Below are 23,293 nucleotides of genomic sequence, written 5' to 3' on the forward strand. Positions count from 1 at the left end.
CCCAAACTTAATTCAACGCAATTGTATTGGTGGCACCATGGAAAGAAGACACTTTTTAGCGCTGTGGACATTGTTGTTCGCCCCCTCTTTAAAAGCGAAAACACCAATGCGGCCAACGCCAGCACAAACTGAAGGGCCATTTTATCCAGTAGTGGATATTCCTCTTCGTCAAAACTTGATTCTGCAATCAGAAGGCTTGGTCGGTGAACCTATCGTGTTGCAAGGCAGAGTAGTAGATACATCGGGAAACCCAGTTTCAGGCATCAAAGTAGAAATCTGGCAATGCGATGGGCAGGGGATTTACGATCATCCTAAGCAACCAAATAACGATAAGTTTGATGCGCACTTTGCTGGCTTTGGTGCAGTTTTAACTCAATCGGATGGTCACTACTTGTTTCAGACCTTGTACCCCGTGCCTTATGCCTCTCGTCCACCGCACATTCACGTTAAGTTGTGGCGGGATAACCAAGAGCTTCTGACCACTCAGTTGTACTTGAAAGGCAATACTGGCGATGAATGGTGGGGAGGCAAAGCCCGTGATTATCTGCAGTTTGAAACTATACGAATCGACGGGCGGTTAACGGGCGAATTTAACTTTGTGATTGGCTAGCTAATCCGGTTAAACCATTAACTCAACCAATTGTGCCAAGCATTCTTTATCCAGTGTCGGATGAGGCTCGACGCCCGTGACCAAAACGATATCCACGGAAGGTAGCGATGGCATATCGTCTAAGATCTTAAGATCCTCGCTAACGCTAATACTGCCCATCGCACCGATAGCCATGCCTGAACGTACAATTGCTCGTTGTGCAGAAGCCGTATTGCAACATGCCAGTAGTTGATAAGGAGTGCCACGTTTGGTTAATCCGTCTACTGCTGCCGCATGGTATTTACAGTCGGTTTGGAATAGGGCGAGAGGGAGAGGTTGGGCGTTCTCAATGTCAAAATCAGGGTGAGCAATCCACACGCCTTTGTCGCTTGCTAGCCAGTAACCTTCCTCACTGTCCGGTGCTCTTGTCACAATAGCGGCGTCTAGCTTTCCTTCATCAAGTTTTTCTCTCAAGGTGATGCTTGGCTCACTAAAGACTTGAATCGAACATGTGGGCTCAGATTGCTGTAATACGCGGATGACTTTAGGCAAGATATTGTCGTTGTAATCCTCGGGGCAACCTAAGCGAAGAGGGCGCTTGTTTTCATAGCGCCTCACTTGTTTCAGTGCTTGATTGTGCAAGCTGACCAATTGCTCGGCGTGAGAGCGCAGTGCCAGTCCCGCTTCACTCAATACGAGGTTACGGCCTTCTTTTTCAAACAAGCTGACGCTGAGTTCGTCTTCTAGCTTACGCATTTGTGCACTGAACGCTGATTGGGTGCGATTAATCTGCTTGGCTGCACGAGTGAAACTGCCCGTTTCTACAAAAGCCAGAAAGCTGCGTAACGCATCGATATCCATATCTAAAACTCATCCATCGTTTTTGTTGAAGTGTTCCATCAAAACTATCCGTTAGTCCCCTTAAATACAATCAGATATTGTGAATGGGTAATCAAAACACGAACCGCATGGAGGCGTCATGAAACTGTTTATTGCTAATCAAAACTACTCAAGCTGGTCACTGCGCGCATGGTTGATCTTTTCTCAATTCAAACTAGATGTCGAAGTCACCAAGCTCAAATTATTCACAGAAGATTTTTATAAGACCTTGGAAGGTATTACACCAACCGCGAAAGTACCTACCTTGGTGGATGGTGACGCAACCGTGTGGGATTCATTAGCGATTTTGGAATACGTTAACGAGCAATATTTACAAGGTAAAGCTTGGCCAAGCAACTCCGCAGAACGAGCTAAAGCACGCGCCATTGCATCAGAAATGCATTCGGGTTTCTTTGATTTAAGAAACGAACTCCCAATGAACATCCGCGCACACAGAAAAGTCGATCTAACGGAGGGAGCACGTAAAGATATTGCTCGCATTGACGCTATTTGGGCAGAGCAAGCAGAACTGCATCCAAACGGTTGGCTATTTGGAGAATGGTCGATAGCGGATGCTATGTATGCACCTGTGGTATTGCGTTTCCAAACTTACGGTATCGAGTTATCCGAAGGTGCCAAAGCTTACCAACAGAAGGTGCTAGCAAGTGAATCTTTACAGCAATGGTTGGAAGAGGCGAGCCAAGAAACGGATATCGTAGAAGAGGACGAGGCAGGGGAAGAAGTATAAGCGCATCTTGCGATCGCCTGTAGCAAGGGAAAGCATGACAAAGCACGCTTTCCTCTTCTAGGATAGTTGTAGTTTCCGGTGCGTTTAAGCTAGGTGTTCAACAATCGCTCTGCCTACGCCGTGTGCGCTCGTTGGGTTTTGACCTGTGATGACACGATCATCCACAATTACAAACTCTTGCCATGGTTGCACTTTAGAGTAGCGCGCTGCGCTGCGTGCAAGAGATTCTTCCAATAGGAATGGGATATCGTTGATGGTGCCGAAGTCGATCTCTTCTTCGCGAGTGAAACCTGTTACTGATTTAGACGCAAGCAGCTTTTCGCCATTGCTAAGCGTGATAGGAAGAAGAGCGCCCGGACCATGACAAACTGCTGCCACAATACCGCCATCTTCATAGTGTTTTGCGGAAATCTTGGCAAAATCTTCGTTGCTCGCTAGGTCTGAAAGAAGACCAAAACCACCCGGATAGAAGATCGCATCGTAGTTGTCACCGTTGATTTGTGACACTGGAATCGTGTTGTTGATGCGGTTCTGGAAATCATCATCCGCCAAAATTTTCTCGTTCACTGCGTCGCCTTCGATGTCGGTTCCGTACAGTGGTGCTTGCCCGCCTTTGATAGAGGCAATGTCGTAATCGAAGCCTGCACCCAGCAGTTCGCTAAGGGCATGAGTGAGCTCTGGCGCGTAAGTTCCGTTTGCTTGGTCAGTTTCACCTAGGGTCGCATGGTTCGTCACAATGATGAGTACTTTCTTCATGATGGTTTCCTTTTTGGCTTACGTGTATTTGTTGAACACCTTCATACTAATTGCTAATCAAATAAGTGATAATACGATTAATTGGCAAAACATTATTGCTATATAGCAAAGGTAAGTATGGACAGTTTTGAAGGCATCAATGAGTTTGTTACGGTTGCTGAGAGCTTAGGGTTTTCTGCAGCGGCAAAACAGTTAGGTTGCAGTACCAGTCACGTCAGTCGCCAAGTCACAAGACTAGAAGAGCGATTAGGTGTCGCTTTGTTAGCACGTTCGACAAGAATGGTGAGTCTAACGGAAGCGGGGCAAGCGTATTATCAACAGTGTAAAGAGTTGGTGATTGGGCTTCAGCAAGCCAATGAGCAACTCACCACGCAGCAAACTCAATTGAGTGGTACGTTACGTGTGAGTGCCGCTGGTGCGTTTTCTGAGAACCATGTAGCGCCTGCCTTGATGGCGTTTGCCACGCAACATCCTAATCTCACGGTTGAAATTAACTTCAACACCAGCATGGTCAACTTTATTGAAGATGGTTTCGATTTTGCCATTCGTTACGGCAGGTTGAGTGATTCAGGCTTGGTTGCGAGAAAGCTGGTGGATCGTCCCATGGCAGCGGCAGCCAGTCAGCGTTATCTCGATGAACATGGTTTGCCAACGCACCCAGAGCAACTCAAGCGTCATAGCTGCATTATTGCCAATAAGGACGTTTGGTTGTTTGAAAAAGACGGCAAGCCTTTAGATGGCGTAAAAGTGCAGGGCAGATGGAAGAGCAATAACGCACACACGGTCTTGCAAGCCTGTGCAGAAGGATTAGGTGTGGCGTACTTACCGAAGAGTAGTTTCAACGATGCTATTTCGTCTGGTCGTTTGGTGCCAATACTAGAGCCGTATTGGGGAAGCGGCAACAGCAGCTGGATTGTTTATCAGAATCGTCACTTTCTACCACTACGAGCGCGATTGGCTATCGACTTCTTGCTTGATCATTTTGTCGATTGGCAGGAGTAATGAGGCTCTGCCAATCGGTTTGTTTATCCATTTGTTAGATCGTCAACATACTAACGTATCTACATGTTTTGATAGCTTGGTCCGCCGCCACCTTCTGGTGCTTTCCACGTGATGTTTTGCGAAGGATCTTTGATGTCACAGGTTTTGCAATGAACGCAGTTGGCGGCATTTATCTGAAACTTCAACTTATTGTCCACTTCCACCACTTCGTAAACCCCAGCGGGGCAATAGCGCTGACTCGGTTCGTCATACATACCTAAATTCACATCAATTGGAATGTGAGGGTAAGTCAGAACAAGGTGACAAGGTTGATTCTCTTCGTGCTGTGTTCCCGACAAAAATACCGACGAAGGCTTATCAAAACTGATTTCACCATCTGGTTTTGGGTATGCAATTGGGTGGCACTCTTGTTTAGGTTTTAACTGCTCATGATCGTGCGAATAGTCCTTGATAGACCAAGGTAACGGCTTCTTAACCAGTGGTTGCCACAGGTTGTGTTCAAAAGTCGAAAGAGCACCGCCAAGTATGCTGCCAAACTTATGAATGTTCGCGCCAAAGTTACGCGTTTCGGCGAGTTCGTCATACAACCATGATGATTCAAACAACGACTGGTAGTCTGGCTCAGAAGCTCCAGTTTGTCGGGCCGTATGTACCGCTTCTGCTGCAATGATTCCGGACTTCATTGCTGTGTGGCTGCCTTTAATTTTTGCGACGTTCAAAGTCCCCGCATCACAACCAATCAATAAACCGCCAGGGAATTGCTGTCTCGGCAGAGAGGAAAGCCCACCTTTCGCAATGGCTCTTGCGCCGTAAGCGATGCGCTGAGCACCTTTCAAATGTGTTTCAATAGCAGGATGGTGCTTAAAGCGTTGAAATTCGTCAAACGGACTCAAGTAAGGATTGCTGTAATTCAAGTCGACAATAAGCCCGACGGCGATTTGGTTGTTCTCCATGTGATAGAGAAAACCGCCGCCTGTGGTATTTGTTTCACTCAAGGGCCAGCCAGCGGAGTGGATAACACTGCCAGATACATCCTTACTGTCAGTGGGTAACTCCCATATCTCTTTTAGGCCAAGCGCGTAGTGCTGTGGTTGCTTTCCTGCGTCTAGGTCGAACCTTTGAATAAGTTCTTTACCCAGATGTCCGCGACAACCTTCAGCAAAAAGGGTGTATTTTGCCCTTAGCTCGATACCTGGTTCAAAGTTAGGTTTGGCCTGGCCGTTCTTATCTAGTCCCATATCGCTCGTGTTAATGCTTGTCACGGCGCCAGTCTGATCATAATTGATGCTTGCAGCGGCAAAGCCCGGAAAAACTTCCACCCCAAGATTTTCTGCTTGGTTAGCGAGCCAACGGCAAAGGTTGGCAAGGCTAATTACGTAATTATTCTCGCCATTTATCATTGGACGCGGTGTAAGGAAGTGGGGAACGCGAATATGGTTTTGTTCAGTAGTAAGATAAAGGAAATCATCTCGTTGAACTGAGGCTGCTAGCGGGGCGTCCATTTCTTTCCAATTGGGGAAAAGCTCATCTAAGGCACTAGTTTCAAAAACAGCGCCAGATAAAATATGTGCGCCCACTTCTGAGCCTTTTTCTACAACGCAAATTGAAAGTGCGTCACCTTCACTGTCTTGGTTGAGTTGAGCTAGCCGACAAGCGGCGCTTAAGCCTGCAGGTCCGGCCCCCACGATCACGACATCAAACTCCATGCATTCTCGTTCCATCTTTATGCTTCCTTTCTATTATCGTCATCTGCGTGACAGGTTTTGGTTTCTATACAGAAAACTATAGCTCAGTTGACGTTAACGTGAAGTGGACTAAGCTCAAGTAATGGATCTGACGTGTTATATGAGGCATGACCATGGAAGACCGACCATTAGCAACACTTGTGCTCGCAGAGCATGACAACCAATCGTTGGCTGTAGGGACGCTGTGTGCAATTAAAGCGGCATTTGAGATTAAGGATGATGATAAATCGCTTCCTGTTTCTGTGTTGCTTATTGGTTATCAGTGCCAATCAGTTTTGGATGAGTTGAATTGTGTTCAAGGTGTTGCAGAAATTATCTGGGTTGATGCGAAGGGATATGAACATGGATTAGCGGAAAATATCGCACCTTTGATCTCACAAGTAGCCAAAAACTACTCACACATTCTTTCTCCTGCCAGTACATTTGGTAAGAATGTGATGCCTCGTGTGGCGGCGTTGCTTAATGTTGGTCAACTTTCTGACGTGATGACAATCGAGTCTATCGATACGGTGATTCGTCCAATTTATGCTGGAAATGCATTGGCGAGAGTCACGTCGAATGATCCCTATAAAGTGATGACCATAAGAAGTACGGCTTTTGATGCCGCAGAGCTATCTGACACGCCAGTTGTCCCTAAGCTTACTCAAGTCGACACGGTGATTATCAATAAACTTAGTGAGTTTGTTTCGCAACAAACGCCAGAAAGTGAGCGACCAGAATTGCCAGCGGCTAGAGTAGTAGTGTCGGGTGGTCGTGCATTCGGGAGTAAAGAGAAGTTTGTTTTAGTAGAACAATTGGCTGACAAGCTAGGTGGAGCGGTAGGGGCGTCACGAGCGGCGGTCGATGCGGGCTATGTGTCTAATGACCATCAAGTTGGGCAAACCGGCAAAATTGTTGCACCGGAGTTATACATTGCCGTCGGAATTTCTGGCGCGATCCAGCATTTGGCGGGAATGAAAGATTCCAAGGTGATTGTTGCAATTAATAGCGATCCGGATGCGCCTATTTTTGACATTGCTGATTATGGATTGGTCGGCGATTTGTTTGTGGTAATGCCTGAGCTGTTAGAGAAGCTGTAGATATAGTCTTGCTTCCTAAAACAAAAGGCTTCCGGACTGGAAGCCTTTATCATTTGATTTTTATAAGTTACTTTTCGCTCGGACGTTGCAGGTGCTCTGCAAGTACTTTCGTAAACCTTGCAGCTTCACCACCAGTACAAGCGCGATGATCAAACGTTACGGATAGCGGCATTGCTTTCACCGAAATTGCTTGACCATTTCTTATCACAACTCGGTCGAGTATTCGGCCCGCGCCTACAATAGCGACTTGTGGCGGTGTGACGACAGGTGTTGCGTAAATACCGGCAATCGCGCCGAAGTTGGAAAGCGTAATCGTCGCGTGCTGCAATTGCTCACGACCGATTTTTCTCTCTCTGATCCCTTCAACGGTTTGATCGAGCCAACGACGAACATCTTGTGGCTCGTATTCATCTGCGTGGCGCAAGACTGGTACGTACAATCCATGACGGCTATCTACTGCAATTCCTACATTGACCGTTGTGTGTACACAGCGTGTCATGGTTTCGGCATCAAACCAAGCGTTTAAAGCAGGCTCTTCTTGACACGCATGAACAATCGCTTGAACAAGGCGGATACTGATATCTTCGTTTGGCAGCCAATCTTCCAACAACGCTTCTTCCGTAATAGTTACGGCAGCAACATGTTCGTGCGATTCGGTCATAGACGATACCATGGTACGTCGAGCACCTTTCAAAACTTCGGTGCCTGGACGCTGTTTTCCGGCTTCGTCGTAAATATCGGCATCAACGATAAGTCCGTTCGGGCCACTACCTGACACGAGGTTAAGATCTACCCCAAGTTTTTGTGCCAACAAGCGAGCCGAAGGCAGGGCGGTAACGAGGTTACTTTCTGTCGTGTTGTGGTTGCCACCAATCCAGAAATCATCAACGTTAACATGATGCGCTTGGTGAGAAACGCTACCGACGACGGTTGCGGCGTCAGCAGTGGCTTTTTTCTCTGCCGTTACTTCTCTCCCGGCACCTGTTTCATCAATCTCTAGCAGTAATGCACCAATATTGACGATTTCACCTTCCTCACCATGACGGCTGACCACACGGCCCGAGTAGGGGGCAGGGACGTCTACCGTCGCTTTTGCTGTCTCTACGGTTAAGATCACTTGATCTAATTTAACCATGTCTCCGACATTAACGTGCCATTTGACAATTTCTGACTCAGCGAGACCTTCACCGAGATCGGGTAAATTAAACGTCTTCATTTCCAATCCTCCACGAGTTCGCGCGCCGCGGTCACAATGTCTTCTTCCTGAACCATGAAATAATCTTCGTTACGGTAATAAGGCATAATGGTGTCCATTCCAGTTACTCGTTTAGGTGGGGCTTTAAGTAAGCACATGGCATGTTCAGCGGTTCGAGCTAATAGCTCAGAGCCCACACCACAAGTTTTACTCGCTTCATGAACAACGAGTAAACGTCCAGTTTTTTCTAGTGAGCTGAAAATCGTCGCGGTATCAATTGGCTTAATACTCGCCAAATCAATCACCTCGACTTCAATTCCCTGACTAGACAAGGTTTGTGCGGCCTGAAGTGACTCTACGACGCATGCGCCCCAAGTAACGAGCGTGATATCTCGCCCCTTACGTAAGGTGAAGCAGGTGTCGAGTGGGAGTGCTTCGCCGTTATCAACGACTTCAGATTTAACGGTGCGATATATGCGCTTCGGTTCGAAGAACATGACGGGATCATTGCTTCTAATTGCAGCGAGAAGTAAGCCGTATGCGCGTTGTGGAGAAGAAGGAATCACCACTTTAAATCCAGCAGTGTGAGCAAATAGCGCTTCCACGCTTTCTGAGTGGTGTTCCGGAGCGTGGATACCGCCGCCAAATGGCGCACGAAAAACCGCGGGACAAGTGAGCCGACCGCGAGTTCTGTTACGCATTCGAGCTGCGTGGCACATTAAGTGCTCCATCGCAGGAAAAACGAAACCTTGAAACTGAAATTCGGCGACAGGTCGTAATCCTTGCGTTGCCATACCGACCGCAACCCCGCCGATTAAGGCTTCAGCGAGTGGCGTATCGATGACTCGTTTAAGACCAAACTCTTGCTTGAGTCCAACAGTGGCACGAAATACACCACCATTATCGCCCACGTCTTCACCTAGTACGACAACATTGGGGTCTTGTTGCATTTCGTGGTGCAGGGCAAGGTTTACTGCTTCAACCAACGTTAGCTCAGCCATGTCTGCCTCCCTGCATTCTCATTGCCTTGTTGATGAGTTCATCTCTTTGTGCATGAAGCTCTTGAGGTAGCGATTCATACAAATAATCGAAACCGGTTTCTGGTGCTTGTGGCGGTAAGCTCAGATAGCGTTCAACAGCTAACTCTACTTGCTCTTTACAGTAATCTAGCCATTGCTGTTCTTGTTCGTCGCTCCAAGCGCCTTGATTAAGGAGGTACGTTTTAAGACGTGCGATAGGTTCGTATTGCCATGCAGTTTGAACATCATCTTCTTTACGATAACGAGTCGCATCATCGGCCGTAGTGTGGTCACTCAGTCGGTAACTCACCGCTTCGATGAGTGTTGCACCTTTCCCTTTTCTTGCTCTCTCAAGGGCGGTTTTAGTTGCATCATAAACGGCGACGACATCGTTACCATCGACAGTAATACCCGGTATACCTGCACCTTGCGCTTTTTCTGATAAGAAATCGGCGGCACATTGGAGACTACGCGGAACTGAAATTGCCCACTGGTTATTGTTTACGACGAAAACAAGTGGAATATTCCAAGTACCTGCGCAGTTTATTGACTCAAGAAAGTCCCCTTTGGATGTACCACCATCGCCGCACATCACTAGCGCAGCTTCATGGTTACCTTGAATTTTTAGCGCGGAAGCCACCCCGACAGCATGCGTACATTGCGTCGCTATGGGTACACAGTAGGGAAGGTCTCGGCTAGGAACCGGACTGCCTTCAGGAGCAAAATCACTCCCGCGCTCATCGCCACCCCAGTATTGAAGGTTCTTTTCCATGCCAATGCCACGACACCACATCGCAGGCATATCGCGGTAGTAAGGAACAAACACATCATCGGCTTTAAGTGCTCTGCCGACCGCAATGCCTATGGCTTCCGCGCCTAAGTGTGAGGGATAGGTCCCTAGCTTACCGGTGCGTTGCAAGGCAACTGCTTTGTTGTCGTAAGTGCGAGTTAATACCATATCTCGGTAAAACCCGACCAATGTTTCAGTGTCAGCCCAGTTGGGTAGTTGGCCGACTAGGTCCCCACGATGGTCGATAAACCGATGCATGGGTAATGCCTGAACGTTCATCTCAAGCTCCTTTTGACGCTGCGGGTCTTTTGGACTGCAGCTGTTCATACAAAACCAGAGTTTGTATGGGTACTCAAACTCTGATATCAGCGCAAAGGCCATACCTAAGGTTGCGTGTGCTTTCGATAGCGGTAGGCATCTGTTCGTCCCTTAAACTATTTGTCGATAACATCGCTGCGAATATTTCACCGCAAGATACAGAGAAAGGCTTTTCTGTATCTAACCCTCTAACTAAATCGTGGTATAGCCAGATACAATAAGTGTAAACAAATTGTTAAATTATGCTTCATTTTGACTTTCGCTCAGTAGTAAAGTTTTGCTTACACCCTGATTTTGCAGAGTAATATGCTGCTATCTTGTTGGTGGTATTTTTAAACTCGAATTTAATTACTGGTTAATGAAACATATTTGCAACAAAATTTGGCTGTAAAATTTGACAAAGTGAGTCATTATTAATGAATCAACTCAAACAGTTGCTATATGATGAATTGCAAATTTTTGTTGTGCTCGAAGCCTCGACCTTATGAGAATGCATAACTTCTTCCCAACTGAGTGGAATCAAGGTAGGGTGACGGCATTACAAATGTATACCCTCGGCAGTCCTTGAGCTTATCCAAAGTAGGTGGTGCTCAAGTGGAAGTGATTATGGAGAAGTTATGTACCACGCTCATGTTTATTTTCCCCTAAGAGAACAAGATAAAGCGCAAGCCTTGAACGAGATCATCCGTCAAGAGCGTCAAGATGTGCTGCGTGTGTTTCCATTAGTTGGAAGGTTAGTTGGCCCACACAAGATGCCGATGTTTGAAATTCACCTAGAATCATTGAGTGAAGAGTTCTTGGCGTGGCTTGATACGATTCGAGGCGATTTTTCTGTGCTTATTCACCCAGTAAGCGAAGAAGAGTTGCTCGATCACACAGAACACGCGATTTGGTTGGGCAGAGAGATTGGTGTATTTGAAGAAAAGTTAGAGAAATAGTTGCTCCTCTTGCCCATGCATGGCCGCTTTGAATCCTTCTCTTCTCATTGCGGTCACAGCTTCTGCTTAACGCCTCATCTTCATTGATGGGTGCGGAATCCCTCTCTTACGCTTTGCTGTAGCTATTTTTGTGCTAAACCTAAAAGTAGGCTTTCGAACTTCACACAAAGCGTGAAAATGTCGCTGTATAGTATGCCGTTGAATGAATTTTGGTGGTAATAAAATAATAAGTCTTTGATAAATCAAATAGGTATAGCAGGGAAGTGCAGTTTACGACCCCAACGCCATTGGCAGTGGCGCCGATAATTTCTGAGGGGGAAGGGTATGTTTTCAATACTCTTGGTTATACTTGCACTCTATATATTTTGGCTGTTGTTTCGCAACGGGCCTGAGTTTGCCGGGCGTACCGCCCAAAAAAAACGTGACTGGGTTGGGCCTACCGCCAACAAAGAAGAGTGGCGAGGATTTTGTACGGATGTATTTCAGCCGTTCAGTTCTCAAACAACTTTCTACGCCATTGCTTATTTTGCCAATTACGTAGCAGCAGCGAACGCAATATCTTGGTCAACGATATACGAAGGCGATTATCCGGTCATCATAAGCCGATTTGGTAGCTACTTCATTTTAAGTACGCATGATGCACTGGTCGTAGCTGGGTTTATTGCGCTTGCTTTCTTTATCATTAATTGGCAACTTGCCATGCGCTGCTCTGGTATTCTTAGCCAGTATCTAGTGCGGATTCTTATTATTAATCAAAAGCGCTTTGTCGCGATTAGCTTGGTGTTTTGCAGCTACTTTTCGTACCTACTGACGCTTGGTATATTCTGGCTGTTCCATGATGGGTATTCAATCTGGCATGGATTAATGCTTAGCCCCGTGTTCCTGTTGTTAGCTTTACTGGTAGCGGTTGTTGTGCCATCTGCAAAAAGAGAAAGTAGTGTACCTTAGATAGATTTTCCACGTTAAATTACACTTGATTTTGGGATAGTAATTCTTATGCCATTAAGTTAGCATTGCCAGCTTTTTAACGGTCAAAAGGCCACTAATCAGTGGGACAGTGGGAGAAACAATGTTTATCGGCTTTGACTATGGTACTGCAAACTGTTCAGTGGCTAAAATGGAATCGGGTGATCCAGTACTGCTTAATCTAGAAGGAAACAGCCCTTTTATTCCTTCCACCCTTGCTGCACCGACTCGTGAATCGGTATCCGAGCATTTATTTCGCCATCGAGATATTAAACCATTAGATCAAGTTGGTGAGCAGGTTTTACGCCGGGCAATCAATTTAAACCGAGAAGAAAGTATTGACTTAGAATCCGACGACATCGCGTTTGGTCAGGCTGCACTTAATCTCTATTTGGAAGATCCTCGCGATATCTATTATGTGAAATCGCCGAAGTCTTTTCTTAGTGCATCTGGCTTGCGTGATGTGCAATTGGCTTTCTTCGAAGACCTTGTCTGCGCGATGATGGACAATATTAAGTCTCAAGCCGAAAACGATGCGCAGCAAAGTATTACCGATGCTGTGATCGGCAGACCAATTAACTTTCATGGGCGTGGCGGTGAAACGGCTAACATTCAGGCTGAACGCATTTTGTTGCGGGCAGCGAAACGTGCGGGCTTCCAAAATGTGGAGTTTCAGTTTGAGCCTGTCGCGGCGGGCCTAGAGTATGAAGCGACACTCAGCGAAGATAAAATCATTCTAGTAGTCGATATTGGCGGTGGTACAACGGACTGTTCGTTGATCCAAATGGGACCGTCTTGGCGCGGCAAAGCAGATAGGACCGCAAGCTTGTTAGCTCACAGTGGCCAGCGTGTCGGCGGGAATGATCTTGATATCGCGCTAGCATTTAAGCAGCTCATGTTCCCTTTTGGCATGGGAAGTAAAATGGAGTCAGGCATTGTGATGCCGACTACCCAATTCTGGAACCCGATAGCAATCAATAATGTAGAAGCGCAGAGTGACTTCTATTCGCGAGAGAACCTATCAGCGTTAAAGTTGCTTCAAAAGCAGGCTCAAGAGCCAGAAAAACTTGCTCGTTTGCTAGAGGTGTATCATGAGTCTTTAGGCTACAACATTGTTCGCCGTGCCGAAGAGGCAAAAGTGGCACTTTCAGAACAAGCTTCTTACCGAACTGGCATCAACTTACTATCAGAAACGATTGAAGTTGATGTACAACGTGACGAAATGATCGAAGCGATCCAGTCGCCAAAGAATAAAATGACGGCGTTGGTGACAGAAGCGGTAGAGCAAGCTGGAGTTAAACCCGATGCTATCTTTATGACTGGAGGTTCGGCACGCTCGCCAATCTTGCGCGATGCGGTGCAAACCGTACTGCCAAGTATTCCGGTTGTCAGTGGAAACTATTTTGGCTCAGTAACTGCCGGCTTAGCTCGTTGGGCTGAGGTTTGTTTCAAGTAGAAAGAAAGCTGATTAACCGTGGGTCTTTGTTGCCAAACTTATGATTTCATTTAGGCTTGCCAAGTGATGGTTGAAGAACTTTGTCGAGAGGTTGAGTTTTAAGCGGGTAGGGAACCTTTTTAGGATCTTAAGTCTTTCAAGGTCATTCTGAATAGCGAGGGACGAGCGTGATTTAGAATCTCTTGCCCGAGCACGCTGTTATGATATGTGACCCCGTTTCGCCGAGCGTTATTCATCACCATTATTCTGAAGAGTCGAGTTAGGATCTACCGGAATAATGATTTTGACTAAGCTGAGATAAAAATGCCCGCTAAATCAGCGGGCACTTTTGTTTACGTCATTAATGGTGCATGTGTTTTTCCATGTGACCTTGTTTTTCAACCGCCATTTCTACTTCCACTTTACCCGCGTTTTTGAATGTTAACGTCATAGGGAAGCGGTCGCCTTCTTTAAGAGTTTGTGTTGGGTTAAAAATCATTAAATGGAAGCTGCCTGGCTTAAACAACACTGAGTCATTGGCTGGAACGCGCACTTCGTCAATCTTAATCATTTTCATCACACCATCTTCTTTCTTATGCGTGTGAATTTCGACATGCCCTGCGATTGGGCTTTCTGCTGCGATCAATGCATCTTCACTGTCACCGTGGTTGGTTAATTGAAAAAAACCACCGATAACAGGTGCGTTTGGTGGCGCTTCGCGGCTCCATGGATGGTCGATATGAATTTTTCCTGCTTCATAATCGTGCGCTAAACTCAGTGGGCTAGCGATGACAGCAATAAGCGCGATAGCGGCGGTTTTTAATGATTTAAGCATGTGTTTTTCCTTTTGAATTAATAGCTTCTCTGAATGGACAACAAACAGAGTCATCGTTATTTTTGAATAAAGTTGTCAATGATTAGATGCCTGTTAGGCAGGAAAAACACTCGGCGGAGAGTGCTTAGGCGCGATGTGTTTGTAAACGAGCTTATCGCATTTTGAAAAGTGATAAGTCGTCAGTGCATACTTTACTCGGCGCAGCCAATGGATGGTTGTCAGGTAAAGCCCAATCGCAACTAAAAGAAAGAATTGAACAGCTTGAAGAAGCGGGCATTCAAACTGGAAGCCGTCGTGTAAGTTAAGATCTTGGATGAGCTTAGAAGAAGATTGAGCGTTAGCCTCAATCAACGTATTGATATCCACCCATTTGAAACCATCTGCGGTACACAGTAAAACCTTTTCACTTTGGACTTTGTTGAGCCAAGTTGTGCTGTGAACTTGTGTAGGATTAAGAGCGGCTGTGGACGCTAAATACAACTGAAACAACACCGCGATAATAACCGCAATAGCGTGCAAGCGATGGTGTTTGTGCTGTATTAGAGTGTTTTCCATACAATTGAGTGCTTATCTTCTTCGGCGCGGGATACTAACAAATTAACCAAACAATGTAATTATCAGTTTACTAAAAGGTGATGCAAGTGTGCATTATTTGTTTTGTTGCCTATTTTTAACGCTTTAATGTCTTGATTCGGCTGACATTCACAACCTCCAATTCAACTTGTCAGTCTTGCTTAGTCGCTTCTGAAGATACCGAATTAATCTCTCTTATATGTCACTGAAGCTTCGGTTAGTGGGTGTCGTGGTGGTGTTTTTACGTGCTAGATTTGGCTGATATCGATTCAAAATGCACACCGAATCTTCACTTGTTTTCCATTAACGGAATTATGACAGTAATTTAATAAAGGATACGGTATTCTGCGCTCCTTTGTACATGCCAGAAACGTCCGTCCTGCTTAGTCGGAGGGGCGATTAATCTTAAGAAATTTCTCAAATGAAATACGAACAACAGATTGGATATCGATACCCTAAAGGTCGATTTGCCATGGTGAGTGTATATGCATTCACCGGTGCTGCGATTTTAGCATCGACTATTTTTTCTCTATTGCTGTTTTTGTCTATCGACGAAAACCCGATGATGCAAACCTTATTTGGTGGTTTAGCGATCGTTTTTGAAGCAGGTAAATTTTACGCTTGGTATGAATACGGTGAGCGCCGAGCCCATCGCAACTACACAGGAGCAGCAACCGCTCTCGTGTTTTATTTAGTCTTAGCTGCGATTTCCATTGGCGGTAGTATTGGTGGGATTAATAGTGCAACCAATAGTGCACAAAGTCATATTTCGGTAGAGCAGGCGAAAGTGGAAGCGTTTAATCGTCAGATTGCGGCAATCGATAAGCAGATTGAGCTCAACAATATGGCAGCGCAGAAATACATCGAGATGGAACGTATCGCGACTGGTGTAACTCGCATCCAGGAGCAAAACAAAACCTTACGTGAAGAGCAGCAACGCTTGGCTATGGAGCGTGATAGTTTACCGCCGGTGACGCAAGGCTCAGTGATTGGTTTAATTGATAGTCTAGCTAACGCATTTGGTACCACCTCTCAGCAAGCTCAGCTTGGCTTGGTTGTATTTCTTTCGATTCTTTTGGACTTCTTTGCTGCATTTTTTGTTGGCTTGATTGGTGAAGAGCAACGGTTCCGATATTTCTATCGCAGAAATGAGGGCATGATATTGAAAACAGTTCGCGATATAGACCCAGCGCCTGCGGGTTATCTTCCTCATATAAAAGAGGAAGTAGAGCAAGAAATACCAGCAGCGCCGGAGCCAGAAGAACCAAAGGAACCGAAAACCTTGTTAGAGCAAGTTAGCGATGCACTTAAAACGCATCAAATTACGTGCACCAAAAAAGCCGTTGCTAAACAGTTTAGGCTGTCTGCGGAAGAGGTAGACAAGGTATTTGAAGAATTGGCAGAGCTCGGTTTAGTGGGGAAAAAAGCCAACCACCATTATCATTGGATAGGTGAAGCAGAGACCGCATAATTGGTTATCTATTAAAGTTCGGAAAGAGCGTCAATCGGCGCTCTTTTTTGTATTAGCTCCCCATGAACTCGTTGTTAATTGTTAAATAAACTATGAGCAGTTGGTGATACAAACTACAAATTCATTTGGATATAAGTTGAGGTTAGATTTGAGATGTCCGAGACGGCTAGATATTCACGAGCAAGGTATATGTGTTTCAATACATAAATAATTTTCTATCACGGTACAGCGAATAATTCCGACGTCTCAATAGAGGGTATGAACTATGCGCATTCAGACGTCCAAGAGCTCTAAATCCCCGAGTCAAAAGGCTCTCTTTTTTTCATTAAAGAAGTCATGATAGCGGTCTCGTGCTCGAGGGTGAACGTTAGAAGATATTCGAACCGGCCTTACTCGCCAGATCAGTTATTAATAAACCAATAATAAAATAGGCACCAATTTGATGCCTTTGGTGATAGCTGGACAACCCGATACCACTAATCTCTTTCTGACTTAAAACGATACTGTTCCGACAAGCAGACCAGAAGGCCAACTAAAGCTGAGACTAAAACTACACACACTTGGTAGCTGGTTTTCTCTACATTAAGATCGTTCAAAATCTCGGTAGTCGCAATCATAGGAAGCGTTACCGTGATCAACAAGCTAAATAAGCGAGAAACCCTAGATTTCTTTCCATGTCGCTTGGTATAGAAGTAATGCGCGTAATCCGAGTACATGATAAACAAGGAAACTAAAAGACCCAGTATCCAAAACATAGCTTACAAATCCTCTATTCCAAGCATGTTACGTCGTAACAACTCTTTCTTTGCAGCTAGCGCATCTGCCTCGTTAAAGCCTTTGAGTACACTAGCGAGAATAACAGCTACAAAAAATGCTCTCGCGCCAGCTTGTTGTGCAGTTGATGAGAGGCTGAGTTTTTTGAAAGTCTCTTCAGCGATGTGCACTGAAGCCATTTCTTTAATCAATGCAGCCCCTTGACCTTTTGATAGTGCGTATATAACAGCTGCCATAAAGCCGACCTCAAGTTTAATATCGATGGTGATAAACCATGTAGAAAGGAAATTTGCAACTGCTTTATGAGTATTAAAATACTGGCGCAGCTCACCATCTGATAGGCTCCAAGGGTTCCACATTGGCTTGGCAATACTTTGCGCTACCAGCATTTGAATCTTACCGAAAAATTTCGAATTCCCTAAAGCCTGTGCCTGCTCAAGGACTTTTCTTTGGTCGCGTCTATTGAGCTGTCGATACAAAATGACACCTGTGATTATAGGCAAAACCTTTTCTCTGTTGTTTCTGATGAAGTTCAAATCGGCATCTAAGCCTGTCAGTACCGCCAATTGAACTACAGGTTCGGCTTTTAGAGTCTGTTCACTATAACCTCTAACCATCGTTAAACCTCCTTTCTTCGATATATAGTATGTGTACAATATAGCCAAGTGACTTGTATGCAAGTTGTTACATTTCTCGTTAGGCTCAAAGTCTCAAAGTTAGGAGGAATTATTACTAATTTTTGAACTTGTGTAGTAAAAATAGTGTGTGGTCAAATGCAGGTTTTTGAATATGAAAAACCAAGATTAGACGTGTGCTTCAAACAACTGGTAAATCGCCACTTTATTCTAGGAAAATGTTTTCTACGCTCAAACATCTATGATGTAGGTATCAATCGTTATTGAGCTTTTTGGTTACGTCTTTCACCGTTTTCTTCTCTTTTTCCGGTGTCATTGCATCAACAGCTTTACCCGCCACCCCTTCATCTGGCAATTTGTCTTTTCCTGCATCAACTGCGGTATCTTTCAGTGCCTCTTTAGGCGTACAGCGACCCCCAACACCAACCACGGCTTTTGTCGCAGCGGCTTTAGCTGCCTTTTCTGCATCGCAGTCAGGATCCATAACGCTAGCTAAGCTCGTGGCTGAACCAAAAAACAAGATTAACAAAATGAGGTTGCGTTTTTTCATATTCGTCACCAATGTTGTGAAACATAGGTAAAGTGTAACGGAGAGAAAAGGCTTTGGCTGAGAATTTGTTGGTTTGAGCTTGGGAAGCAAAGTAAGGTGAAAAGAAAAAGTGCCACCGAAGTGACACTTTTTCTTAAGCGTAGAAGGGATTAGTAGTCGTAAACGTCTAACTCCACTTCACGGGCAATATTTTGCTCGTTAATGATCACACCTTCGACTTCGACACGAGCACCATTTAGGTTAAGTTCTTCAATGCCTTGGAAGCGTGTTTGTGCATCAATCACAACGGTGGTGTTACTTAGTACTTGATCAGCATCATTCTCACAATGCTCGATTTCAAATGTTCTTGCTTCAGCATCGTAGTTTGATACGTATCCTTCACATTCAAATTCTTTACCTTGCCATTGGTTGTTATCGTCAAAGTCTGGTTGCTCAAACTCAATAACGGTAGCGATGCGTTTGCCATTTTTCACGACAGACGTTACTTCCACTTCTTGGCCTTGTTTTAGGTTCGCTTTGCTGCCATCTTCAAATCGTGTTGCGTTATCGATGAAGAATGCACCTCGGTAGTTTAGTGAGAACTCACTGTAGTCATTTGCAACCCAAGTCACGATACCTTCCACATCGCTGTCATTGCTTATGACGTCGTAGCCTTCAACTTCTACCTCATTTGCCATGAAGATGCCGTTTTGCATTTCACCTTCTACTTCCACCCATTGGCCGATGCTAAGTTGGCTAATGTTGTTATATGCCACCGTTACTTTTCCACCTAACTTAAATGTTCCAGCATTTTCATCGATACTGGTAATACGGCCTTCCAGTTCGTAGTCGTTATCAAGTACTGGGTAATCGTTATCTACGTCGAGTTCGACCACAGACAACACTCGATAACCCGCATCAGCAGTTGGCAATGATGACACCATTACCCAGTCGTTGACTTCTATATCATCACTTAAATCGTCAAACTGCAGCTCTACGCCGTTTACCGTAAATGTTTTCTTCACATGATCAATCGCTGTGACACGTCCTGTAATGGTTGGTTCAAGTGTGACTCGGACGCCATTGTCCGAAGCTTGCTGAATATCTGACCCCACGCGAACCACCATTTTTGGTTTTACATCGGCCAATTGCACTTGTGTGTCGTCATAAACCACCTCAGACACACGATACGTATGTCCATTGACGGTTAACGTGCTTTCTTCAGCGTTGACCGCTTCAACAGAGCCAATCGCTACACTTGGTTTCACTGCTGGTTGAGTTGATGTGCTATCGCTATTGCTGCCACCACCTGAACCACCACAACCAGACAATGCCAAACCTACTACAGAAATAAGAGCGAGTTTTTTCATTGTATTAACCTCAATTTACGAGCGAGTTTAGGAAATTGCCTGTATCTTATTGGGCATATCGTGAAGAGATCGTGAAGAAATGTGATTTTATGAAAATTTTAATTGTAGATGACAACCATAACGTCTCGGAGACGATTGCAGACTATCTTGAGCTAGAAGGCATGATTATCGATTGTGCGTTTCATGGAGAGGCTGCGATTAAGTTAATCGAGGAAAATCATTACGATGTAATCATCATGGATATCATGATGCCGAAGCTCGATGGCATCAGTACGGTACAGAAGCTTCGACAAGATAAGTTATGTGGAACGCCAATTCTCTTCCTAACGGCAAAAGATACGCTAGATGACAAAATCGCGGCTTTTAAAGCGGGGGGAGATGATTATTTAATGAAGCCCTTTGCGATGGAAGATCTCAGTTTGCGTGTTCATGCTTTGGCTAATCGTGGTCCAAGACAAGATATCGGAGCGCTCAAATTTGCAGATATTTGTTTAGATGCGCGTACAGGAAAAGTAACGAGAAAAGACAAAGAAATTAAGCTGAGTCGAATTCAAACTAAAATTTTAAAATTGCTCCTCCAACGTGCTCCAGCAGCGGTCTCGCGCACAGAAGTGATCGATAGTGTGTGGGGAGACGAACCACCCGGAAGTGATGCACTTCGTAGCCATATTTACGGTTTAAGAACCGCGCTAGACAAAGGTTTTGAAGAATCACGATTAGAGACTATTCATGGACAAGGTTACCGACTTAAAGCATAACGAATATCCAAGCATTTATCGCAAGATCCGTTGGGGTTTTGGGGTCATGACGTTTGTGATGTTTACTCTTTTTTGGTCGCTGATTTATGTGGCAGAAAACAAACTGGAAGTGCTGAGTTTACATCACTGGCTCGATACTGAAGCTGCGCTTTATAGTGAGAATTTCGAGAAACAGGGCTGGGATGCGCCATTGCCAAACGTATTGGAGTTCAACTCATATTGGAGTGAAGCTCCGACACCGGATTGGTTGCTCTCTTTTACTTCACCTGGTTTTTACGAATACCTGCTTGGTGAAGAAGATAAACACTTTGTTGTATTGAACCATCCCTCAGGGAAGGGGCTTATGTACATTGTATTTCAAGATGACTCAGATGATTACTTGGACGAATACGAAAGCTCGCTGCATCAGTTTACGCTGCTGCTCGGTGGTTTGTTTTCATTTGTCATGGTTGGGTATGGCATTTACATGGTGCGAATATTGTCTCGGCCATTAGCGCAAATTGAAGACAAAATTAGCCAAATGTCACCGGATCAACCCGCTTTCCAAGTTGAAACTAAGTTCAGCGAAACACGCCAGATAGAGCAGACTTTGCTGGATAATAAGAACGATATCGCGGGCTACTTCAAACGAGAACAAGAATTTAGCCGTTTTGCATCGCATGAGTTGAGAACGCCAATCATGGTGATTAAAGGCTCAACAGACATTCTGACGCGTCTTCCTGATCAACCTCGAGTTGCGCAAAAAGCCATCACGAGGATGCAGTCAGCTTGTGACGAGATGCGTGTACTGACAGAAGCGTTTCTCTTACTTGGTAAAGAGAAAATAGAGCCTCAGCATTACGGAGAGCATCAGCTTCTTACTTGTTTACAAAAACAACTGGAAGAGCTGGCTCCTTTATTTGCCAAGCAAGATTCGAACTACGCTTTGCACGAACAACATAGTGGTGTCGTGAATGCACCGGAGAGTTTTGTGACCATTGTAATCAACAATCTGATTAAAAACGCCTTTAGCTATAGTGTGGGAGATATTGAAATTGAGTTGAAAGGTCATGCGCTTAAGATCCTAAACCGTCACGATGGCAACGAGACGTACAACGCTGGTTATGGTTGTGGGCTTGTTATCGTACAACGAATATGTGAACGGATGGGGTGGGCGTTAGTACTGGACGATGATGGTGTTCGATTTAGTGCAAAAGTGGAGTTCTGCTCTTAGCTTTGTGCGTATTGATTCAAGTGAGACTTAACGCTCTGGCTTTTTCTTGTCGTACGCATCTAACCCGCAGTCAAACAAGAAAAAACTGGAATTTGAATTAGACTGAAGTTAGTGAAGCGGAAACTCGAGGAACCGTTATGCTCTCTTATCAGGTCAGCCGAAGTATTGAAATTAATAAGAATCAAAGTGAAATTATTGGCTATCTCAAGAACTTCAAACACTGGCCCAGCTGGTCACCATGGATCATTCTTGAACCAAGCTGCGAGCTGACATTCAGTGATAATCAGGGCCACGTTGGAGCTGGTTATCAATGGAATGGTCAGCGTATTGGGACTGGCGCGATTGTACTGGAAAGTACTCAAGAGCATCGATTAGATATGGAGCTGCATTTCTTTCGTCCAATCAAGAGCCATGGAAAGGTGACTCTAATCGTGACGCCGTCACAAAATGGCTGTTTAGTCGAATGGCAAATGCAATCTCGCGTCCCTTGGTATCTGTTCTTTCTGAAAAGTATGTTTAAGTCGATGATAGAGATGGATTATCAACGTGGGTTACGCATGCTTAAAAGTAAGCTTGAAACCGGAAGAGTGCATTCAGACTTAGTCGAAATTGGGAACCGAACGTTGCCTCAAATTCATTATATTGGGATCAAGGGTGTGGCTAGCTTGCAGGAATTAGGTTCGGTAATTGATAAGCATGTTCAGCAACTAGAACAGTTAATTAGTGACGAAACCCTATCCGTGAATGGTGAATTGTTTTGTTATTACCAGTCGATGGATATGCAGAAAGGTACATTCGAGTTTATCACTTGCTTTCCTCTTCATAACTCAGTACCAGCGCCTCAAGGGGCGGTTACCGGTACCATTCCTGAGAGTGAAACATTTGTCGTTGAACACCGAGGTGAATATCAGTTTTTGGGAAATGCATGGGCTTTAGCGATGAACTTGGTTCATCAGAGTGGTATGAAAGTCAAAACCAGTCCTTTAGGAATCGAACGCTATCTGAATAGTCCGAAGGAAACCACGGAAGAAGAGCTAAGAACGGAAATTATTTTGTTTAAGAAATGACAGGCGCAGGCGAGTAGGGTGTTTAGGTATCATACTAGTTATGCGAAATGTTACTAAAGAATAATAGCGTATCTGTTCCTACCCATAAAAATGCCTCAGCAATCGCTGAGGCATGGTTTTACAGGCCAACTTCTCTTGTTAGAGAATTATTGTGCACGGTATTTACCGCTGTTTAGTTCAATTTTAGACGCTTTTACCCGGCTGTCTGCGTTTAGGTAGTCGCTAATACTTAGCAGATCTTGATCTTGAGATGCTTTTAACACCGCTGATTCCCCTTCTGCGAAGATAACTTCTAATTTTAACTCTTTGGCGACTGCTTTCGCTTCGTTAGGATTGTTTACGGTGATATAAACCAGTCCAGTGGCTTTGGATACGTTACTAAACGCATTCTTAAACACCTCATCACCCGCTTGAAGTTTTACGTCTTCAGATAGGGTTCTAACAGTGCCAGTTTGCACTTTTCGATAATCTTGGCCATTAATCTCAACCGCTTCTGATGGCACAAACAGTTCTGGTGCAGGTTGTTGAGAGAGCTGTTGCTCAGCGTATACACTCGACGTCATGATAACGAGAGCCAGCATAGAAAATGATTTGTATTTCATGTTATTG

Annotated in this window: 25 protein-coding genes; 12 read left to right on the plus strand and 13 right to left on the minus strand. The window is 44.9% G+C overall.

The features are described 5' to 3' along the window. Positions 1–37: 37 nt before the first annotated feature. The gene (locus J4N40_RS17450; protein ID WP_017634242.1) at positions 38–610 is read left to right on the plus strand and encodes a dioxygenase family protein; all 573 of its coding nucleotides are present in this window, start codon (positions 38–40) and stop codon (positions 608–610) included. 9 nt (positions 611–619) lie between these two features. Here the strand turns inward: J4N40_RS17450 and J4N40_RS17455 are convergent, their stop codons facing one another. Beyond that, a complete protein-coding gene (locus tag J4N40_RS17455) occupies positions 620–1,450 on the minus strand; it encodes a LysR family transcriptional regulator (RefSeq protein WP_250654619.1) in 831 nt (276 codons plus the stop codon). 118 nt (positions 1,451–1,568) lie between these two features. Here J4N40_RS17455 and J4N40_RS17460 point away from each other — a divergent pair, with 118 nt between their 5' ends. Then, positions 1,569–2,216 carry a glutathione S-transferase family protein gene (locus tag J4N40_RS17460; RefSeq protein ID WP_250654620.1) on the plus strand — a complete coding sequence of 216 codons (648 nt, stop codon included), beginning with the start codon at positions 1,569–1,571 and terminating at the stop codon, positions 2,214–2,216. Between the two features lie 84 nt (positions 2,217–2,300). On the opposite strand, the gene J4N40_RS17465 is transcribed toward J4N40_RS17460, so the two are convergent. After that, positions 2,301–2,972: a type 1 glutamine amidotransferase domain-containing protein gene (locus tag J4N40_RS17465; RefSeq protein ID WP_005388562.1), complete on the minus strand. Its 672-nt coding sequence runs from the start codon at positions 2,970–2,972 to the stop codon at positions 2,301–2,303. 117 nt (positions 2,973–3,089) lie between these two features. On the opposite strand from J4N40_RS17465, the gene J4N40_RS17470 reads away from it, so the two are divergent. Continuing rightward, on the plus strand, positions 3,090–3,974 hold the full coding sequence (locus tag J4N40_RS17470) for a LysR family transcriptional regulator (RefSeq protein WP_186585232.1): 885 nt from the start codon (positions 3,090–3,092) through the stop codon (positions 3,972–3,974). Positions 3,975–4,033: 59 nt separating this feature from the next. Here J4N40_RS17470 and J4N40_RS17475 read toward each other — a convergent pair whose 3' ends face one another. Continuing rightward, complete coding sequence (locus J4N40_RS17475; RefSeq protein WP_186585234.1) at positions 4,034–5,695, minus strand: electron transfer flavoprotein-ubiquinone oxidoreductase; 1,662 nt, start codon at positions 5,693–5,695, stop codon at positions 4,034–4,036. A gap of 137 nt (positions 5,696–5,832) precedes the next feature. Here J4N40_RS17475 and J4N40_RS17480 point away from each other — a divergent pair, with 137 nt between their 5' ends. After that, on the plus strand, positions 5,833–6,798 hold the full coding sequence (locus J4N40_RS17480; RefSeq protein WP_005375829.1) for an electron transfer flavoprotein subunit alpha/FixB family protein: 966 nt from the start codon (positions 5,833–5,835) through the stop codon (positions 6,796–6,798). Between the two features lie 67 nt (positions 6,799–6,865). On the opposite strand, the gene J4N40_RS17485 is transcribed toward J4N40_RS17480, so the two are convergent. From J4N40_RS17485 to pdhA, 3 genes are read right to left on the minus strand one after another with little or no spacing between them, the layout of a single operon-like run. After that, positions 6,866–8,014 (minus strand): dihydrolipoamide acetyltransferase family protein, encoded by a 1,149-nt coding sequence (locus tag J4N40_RS17485; RefSeq protein ID WP_005375831.1) that lies wholly within the window; start codon positions 8,012–8,014, stop codon positions 6,866–6,868. Then, complete coding sequence (locus tag J4N40_RS17490; protein ID WP_017634235.1) at positions 8,011–8,994, minus strand: alpha-ketoacid dehydrogenase subunit beta; 984 nt, start codon at positions 8,992–8,994, stop codon at positions 8,011–8,013. Before J4N40_RS17490 ends, J4N40_RS17485 begins: the two co-directional genes overlap by 4 nt. Further along, a complete protein-coding gene (gene pdhA / locus J4N40_RS17495; protein WP_025998586.1) occupies positions 8,987–10,081 on the minus strand; it encodes a pyruvate dehydrogenase (acetyl-transferring) E1 component subunit alpha in 1,095 nt (364 codons plus the stop codon). The genes J4N40_RS17490 and pdhA overlap by 8 nt, the downstream gene beginning before the upstream one ends. 65 nt (positions 10,082–10,146) lie before the next feature. Between pdhA and J4N40_RS17500 the strand changes: the two genes are divergently transcribed. From J4N40_RS17500 to yegD, 4 genes are all read left to right on the plus strand, one after another. Next, complete coding sequence (locus J4N40_RS17500; RefSeq protein WP_147289583.1) at positions 10,147–10,341, plus strand: hypothetical protein; 195 nt, start codon at positions 10,147–10,149, stop codon at positions 10,339–10,341. Positions 10,342–10,737: 396 nt separating this feature from the next. Further along, positions 10,738–11,058, plus strand: a complete 321-nt coding sequence (locus J4N40_RS17505) for a DOPA 4,5-dioxygenase family protein (RefSeq protein WP_115386690.1) — start codon at positions 10,738–10,740, stop codon at positions 11,056–11,058. A 324-nt stretch (positions 11,059–11,382) separates the two neighbouring features. Beyond that, positions 11,383–12,006 (plus strand): hypothetical protein, encoded by a 624-nt coding sequence (locus tag J4N40_RS17510; protein WP_005375837.1) that lies wholly within the window; start codon positions 11,383–11,385, stop codon positions 12,004–12,006. Positions 12,007–12,127: 121 nt separating this feature from the next. Further along, positions 12,128–13,480 (plus strand): molecular chaperone, encoded by a 1,353-nt coding sequence (yegD, locus tag J4N40_RS17515; protein ID WP_115386689.1) that lies wholly within the window; start codon positions 12,128–12,130, stop codon positions 13,478–13,480. Between the two features lie 340 nt (positions 13,481–13,820). On the opposite strand, the gene J4N40_RS17520 is transcribed toward yegD, so the two are convergent. Further along, the gene (locus tag J4N40_RS17520) at positions 13,821–14,294 is read right to left on the minus strand and encodes a copper chaperone PCu(A)C (protein ID WP_005375841.1); all 474 of its coding nucleotides are present in this window, start codon (positions 14,292–14,294) and stop codon (positions 13,821–13,823) included. A 93-nt stretch (positions 14,295–14,387) separates the two neighbouring features. Then, on the minus strand, positions 14,388–14,849 hold the full coding sequence (locus J4N40_RS17525; RefSeq protein WP_005388493.1) for a hypothetical protein: 462 nt from the start codon (positions 14,847–14,849) through the stop codon (positions 14,388–14,390). 439 nt (positions 14,850–15,288) lie between these two features. Here J4N40_RS17525 and J4N40_RS17530 point away from each other — a divergent pair, with 439 nt between their 5' ends. Next, positions 15,289–16,338: a Preprotein translocase subunit SecY gene (locus tag J4N40_RS17530; RefSeq protein WP_115386688.1), complete on the plus strand. Its 1,050-nt coding sequence runs from the start codon at positions 15,289–15,291 to the stop codon at positions 16,336–16,338. A 476-nt stretch (positions 16,339–16,814) separates the two neighbouring features. Here J4N40_RS17530 and J4N40_RS17535 read toward each other — a convergent pair whose 3' ends face one another. The 4 genes from J4N40_RS17535 to J4N40_RS17550 all read right to left on the minus strand — a co-directional run bounded on the left by J4N40_RS17535 (position 16,815) and on the right by J4N40_RS17550 (position 19,646). Next, the gene (locus J4N40_RS17535; RefSeq protein WP_080996836.1) at positions 16,815–17,093 is read right to left on the minus strand and encodes a hypothetical protein; all 279 of its coding nucleotides are present in this window, start codon (positions 17,091–17,093) and stop codon (positions 16,815–16,817) included. 3 nt (positions 17,094–17,096) lie between these two features. After that, positions 17,097–17,729, minus strand: a complete 633-nt coding sequence (locus J4N40_RS17540) for a hypothetical protein (RefSeq protein ID WP_225473152.1) — start codon at positions 17,727–17,729, stop codon at positions 17,097–17,099. Positions 17,730–18,000: 271 nt separating this feature from the next. Next, positions 18,001–18,297, minus strand: coding sequence for a hypothetical protein (locus tag J4N40_RS17545; protein ID WP_115386687.1), 297 nt, complete (start codon positions 18,295–18,297; stop codon positions 18,001–18,003). A gap of 149 nt (positions 18,298–18,446) precedes the next feature. Further along, on the minus strand, positions 18,447–19,646 hold the full coding sequence (locus J4N40_RS17550) for a DUF5666 domain-containing protein (protein ID WP_115386686.1): 1,200 nt from the start codon (positions 19,644–19,646) through the stop codon (positions 18,447–18,449). An 89-nt stretch (positions 19,647–19,735) separates the two neighbouring features. On the opposite strand from J4N40_RS17550, the gene J4N40_RS17555 reads away from it, so the two are divergent. The 3 genes from J4N40_RS17555 (at position 19,736) to J4N40_RS17565 (ending at position 22,684) form a co-directional block, all read left to right on the plus strand. Beyond that, positions 19,736–20,404 (plus strand): response regulator transcription factor, encoded by a 669-nt coding sequence (locus J4N40_RS17555; RefSeq protein ID WP_250654621.1) that lies wholly within the window; start codon positions 19,736–19,738, stop codon positions 20,402–20,404. Beyond that, a complete protein-coding gene (locus tag J4N40_RS17560; protein ID WP_054576761.1) occupies positions 20,376–21,617 on the plus strand; it encodes a sensor histidine kinase in 1,242 nt (413 codons plus the stop codon). The genes J4N40_RS17555 and J4N40_RS17560 overlap by 29 nt, the downstream gene beginning before the upstream one ends. Positions 21,618–21,754: 137 nt before the next feature. Next, entirely contained in the window at positions 21,755–22,684 is a 930-nt protein-coding gene (locus J4N40_RS17565) for an SRPBCC family protein (RefSeq protein WP_115386685.1), read from the plus strand. Between the two features lie 146 nt (positions 22,685–22,830). Here the strand turns inward: J4N40_RS17565 and J4N40_RS17570 are convergent, their stop codons facing one another. Next, a complete protein-coding gene (locus tag J4N40_RS17570) occupies positions 22,831–23,286 on the minus strand; it encodes a serine protease external chaperone (RefSeq protein ID WP_025767689.1) in 456 nt (151 codons plus the stop codon). Positions 23,287–23,293 lie beyond the last annotated feature (7 nt).

Origin of the sequence: Vibrio sp. SCSIO 43097 (assembly GCF_023650755.1) — a bacterium.
GTDB classification, from domain to species: domain Bacteria; phylum Pseudomonadota; class Gammaproteobacteria; order Enterobacterales; family Vibrionaceae; genus Vibrio; species Vibrio alginolyticus.

Excerpts from the sequence above, each read along its gene's own strand:
- J4N40_RS17450 (WP_017634242.1), top strand. The coding sequence starts at position 38 with ATGGAAAGAAGACACTTTTTAGCGCTGTGGACATTGTTGTTCGCCCCC.
- J4N40_RS17455 (WP_250654619.1), bottom strand. The coding sequence starts at position 1,450 with ATGGATATCGATGCGTTACGCAGCTTTCTGGCTTTTGTAGAAACGGGC.
- J4N40_RS17460 (WP_250654620.1), top strand. The coding sequence starts at position 1,569 with ATGAAACTGTTTATTGCTAATCAAAACTACTCAAGCTGGTCACTGCGC.
- J4N40_RS17465 (WP_005388562.1), bottom strand. The coding sequence starts at position 2,972 with ATGAAGAAAGTACTCATCATTGTGACGAACCATGCGACCCTAGGTGAA.
- J4N40_RS17470 (WP_186585232.1), top strand. The coding sequence starts at position 3,090 with ATGGACAGTTTTGAAGGCATCAATGAGTTTGTTACGGTTGCTGAGAGC.
- J4N40_RS17475 (WP_186585234.1), bottom strand. The coding sequence starts at position 5,695 with ATGGAACGAGAATGCATGGAGTTTGATGTCGTGATCGTGGGGGCCGGA.
- J4N40_RS17480 (WP_005375829.1), top strand. The coding sequence starts at position 5,833 with ATGGAAGACCGACCATTAGCAACACTTGTGCTCGCAGAGCATGACAAC.
- J4N40_RS17485 (WP_005375831.1), bottom strand. The coding sequence starts at position 8,014 with ATGAAGACGTTTAATTTACCCGATCTCGGTGAAGGTCTCGCTGAGTCA.
- J4N40_RS17490 (WP_017634235.1), bottom strand. The coding sequence starts at position 8,994 with ATGGCTGAGCTAACGTTGGTTGAAGCAGTAAACCTTGCCCTGCACCAC.
- pdhA (WP_025998586.1), bottom strand. The coding sequence starts at position 10,081 with ATGAACGTTCAGGCATTACCCATGCATCGGTTTATCGACCATCGTGGG.
- J4N40_RS17500 (WP_147289583.1), top strand. The coding sequence starts at position 10,147 with ATGGGTACTCAAACTCTGATATCAGCGCAAAGGCCATACCTAAGGTTG.
- J4N40_RS17505 (WP_115386690.1), top strand. The coding sequence starts at position 10,738 with ATGTACCACGCTCATGTTTATTTTCCCCTAAGAGAACAAGATAAAGCG.
- J4N40_RS17510 (WP_005375837.1), top strand. The coding sequence starts at position 11,383 with ATGTTTTCAATACTCTTGGTTATACTTGCACTCTATATATTTTGGCTG.
- yegD (WP_115386689.1), top strand. The coding sequence starts at position 12,128 with ATGTTTATCGGCTTTGACTATGGTACTGCAAACTGTTCAGTGGCTAAA.
- J4N40_RS17520 (WP_005375841.1), bottom strand. The coding sequence starts at position 14,294 with ATGCTTAAATCATTAAAAACCGCCGCTATCGCGCTTATTGCTGTCATC.
- J4N40_RS17525 (WP_005388493.1), bottom strand. The coding sequence starts at position 14,849 with ATGGAAAACACTCTAATACAGCACAAACACCATCGCTTGCACGCTATT.
- J4N40_RS17530 (WP_115386688.1), top strand. The coding sequence starts at position 15,289 with ATGAAATACGAACAACAGATTGGATATCGATACCCTAAAGGTCGATTT.
- J4N40_RS17535 (WP_080996836.1), bottom strand. The coding sequence starts at position 17,093 with ATGTTTTGGATACTGGGTCTTTTAGTTTCCTTGTTTATCATGTACTCG.
- J4N40_RS17540 (WP_225473152.1), bottom strand. The coding sequence starts at position 17,729 with ATGGTTAGAGGTTATAGTGAACAGACTCTAAAAGCCGAACCTGTAGTT.
- J4N40_RS17545 (WP_115386687.1), bottom strand. The coding sequence starts at position 18,297 with ATGAAAAAACGCAACCTCATTTTGTTAATCTTGTTTTTTGGTTCAGCC.
- J4N40_RS17550 (WP_115386686.1), bottom strand. The coding sequence starts at position 19,646 with ATGAAAAAACTCGCTCTTATTTCTGTAGTAGGTTTGGCATTGTCTGGT.
- J4N40_RS17555 (WP_250654621.1), top strand. The coding sequence starts at position 19,736 with ATGAAAATTTTAATTGTAGATGACAACCATAACGTCTCGGAGACGATT.
- J4N40_RS17560 (WP_054576761.1), top strand. The coding sequence starts at position 20,376 with ATGGACAAGGTTACCGACTTAAAGCATAACGAATATCCAAGCATTTAT.
- J4N40_RS17565 (WP_115386685.1), top strand. The coding sequence starts at position 21,755 with ATGCTCTCTTATCAGGTCAGCCGAAGTATTGAAATTAATAAGAATCAA.
- J4N40_RS17570 (WP_025767689.1), bottom strand. The coding sequence starts at position 23,286 with ATGAAATACAAATCATTTTCTATGCTGGCTCTCGTTATCATGACGTCG.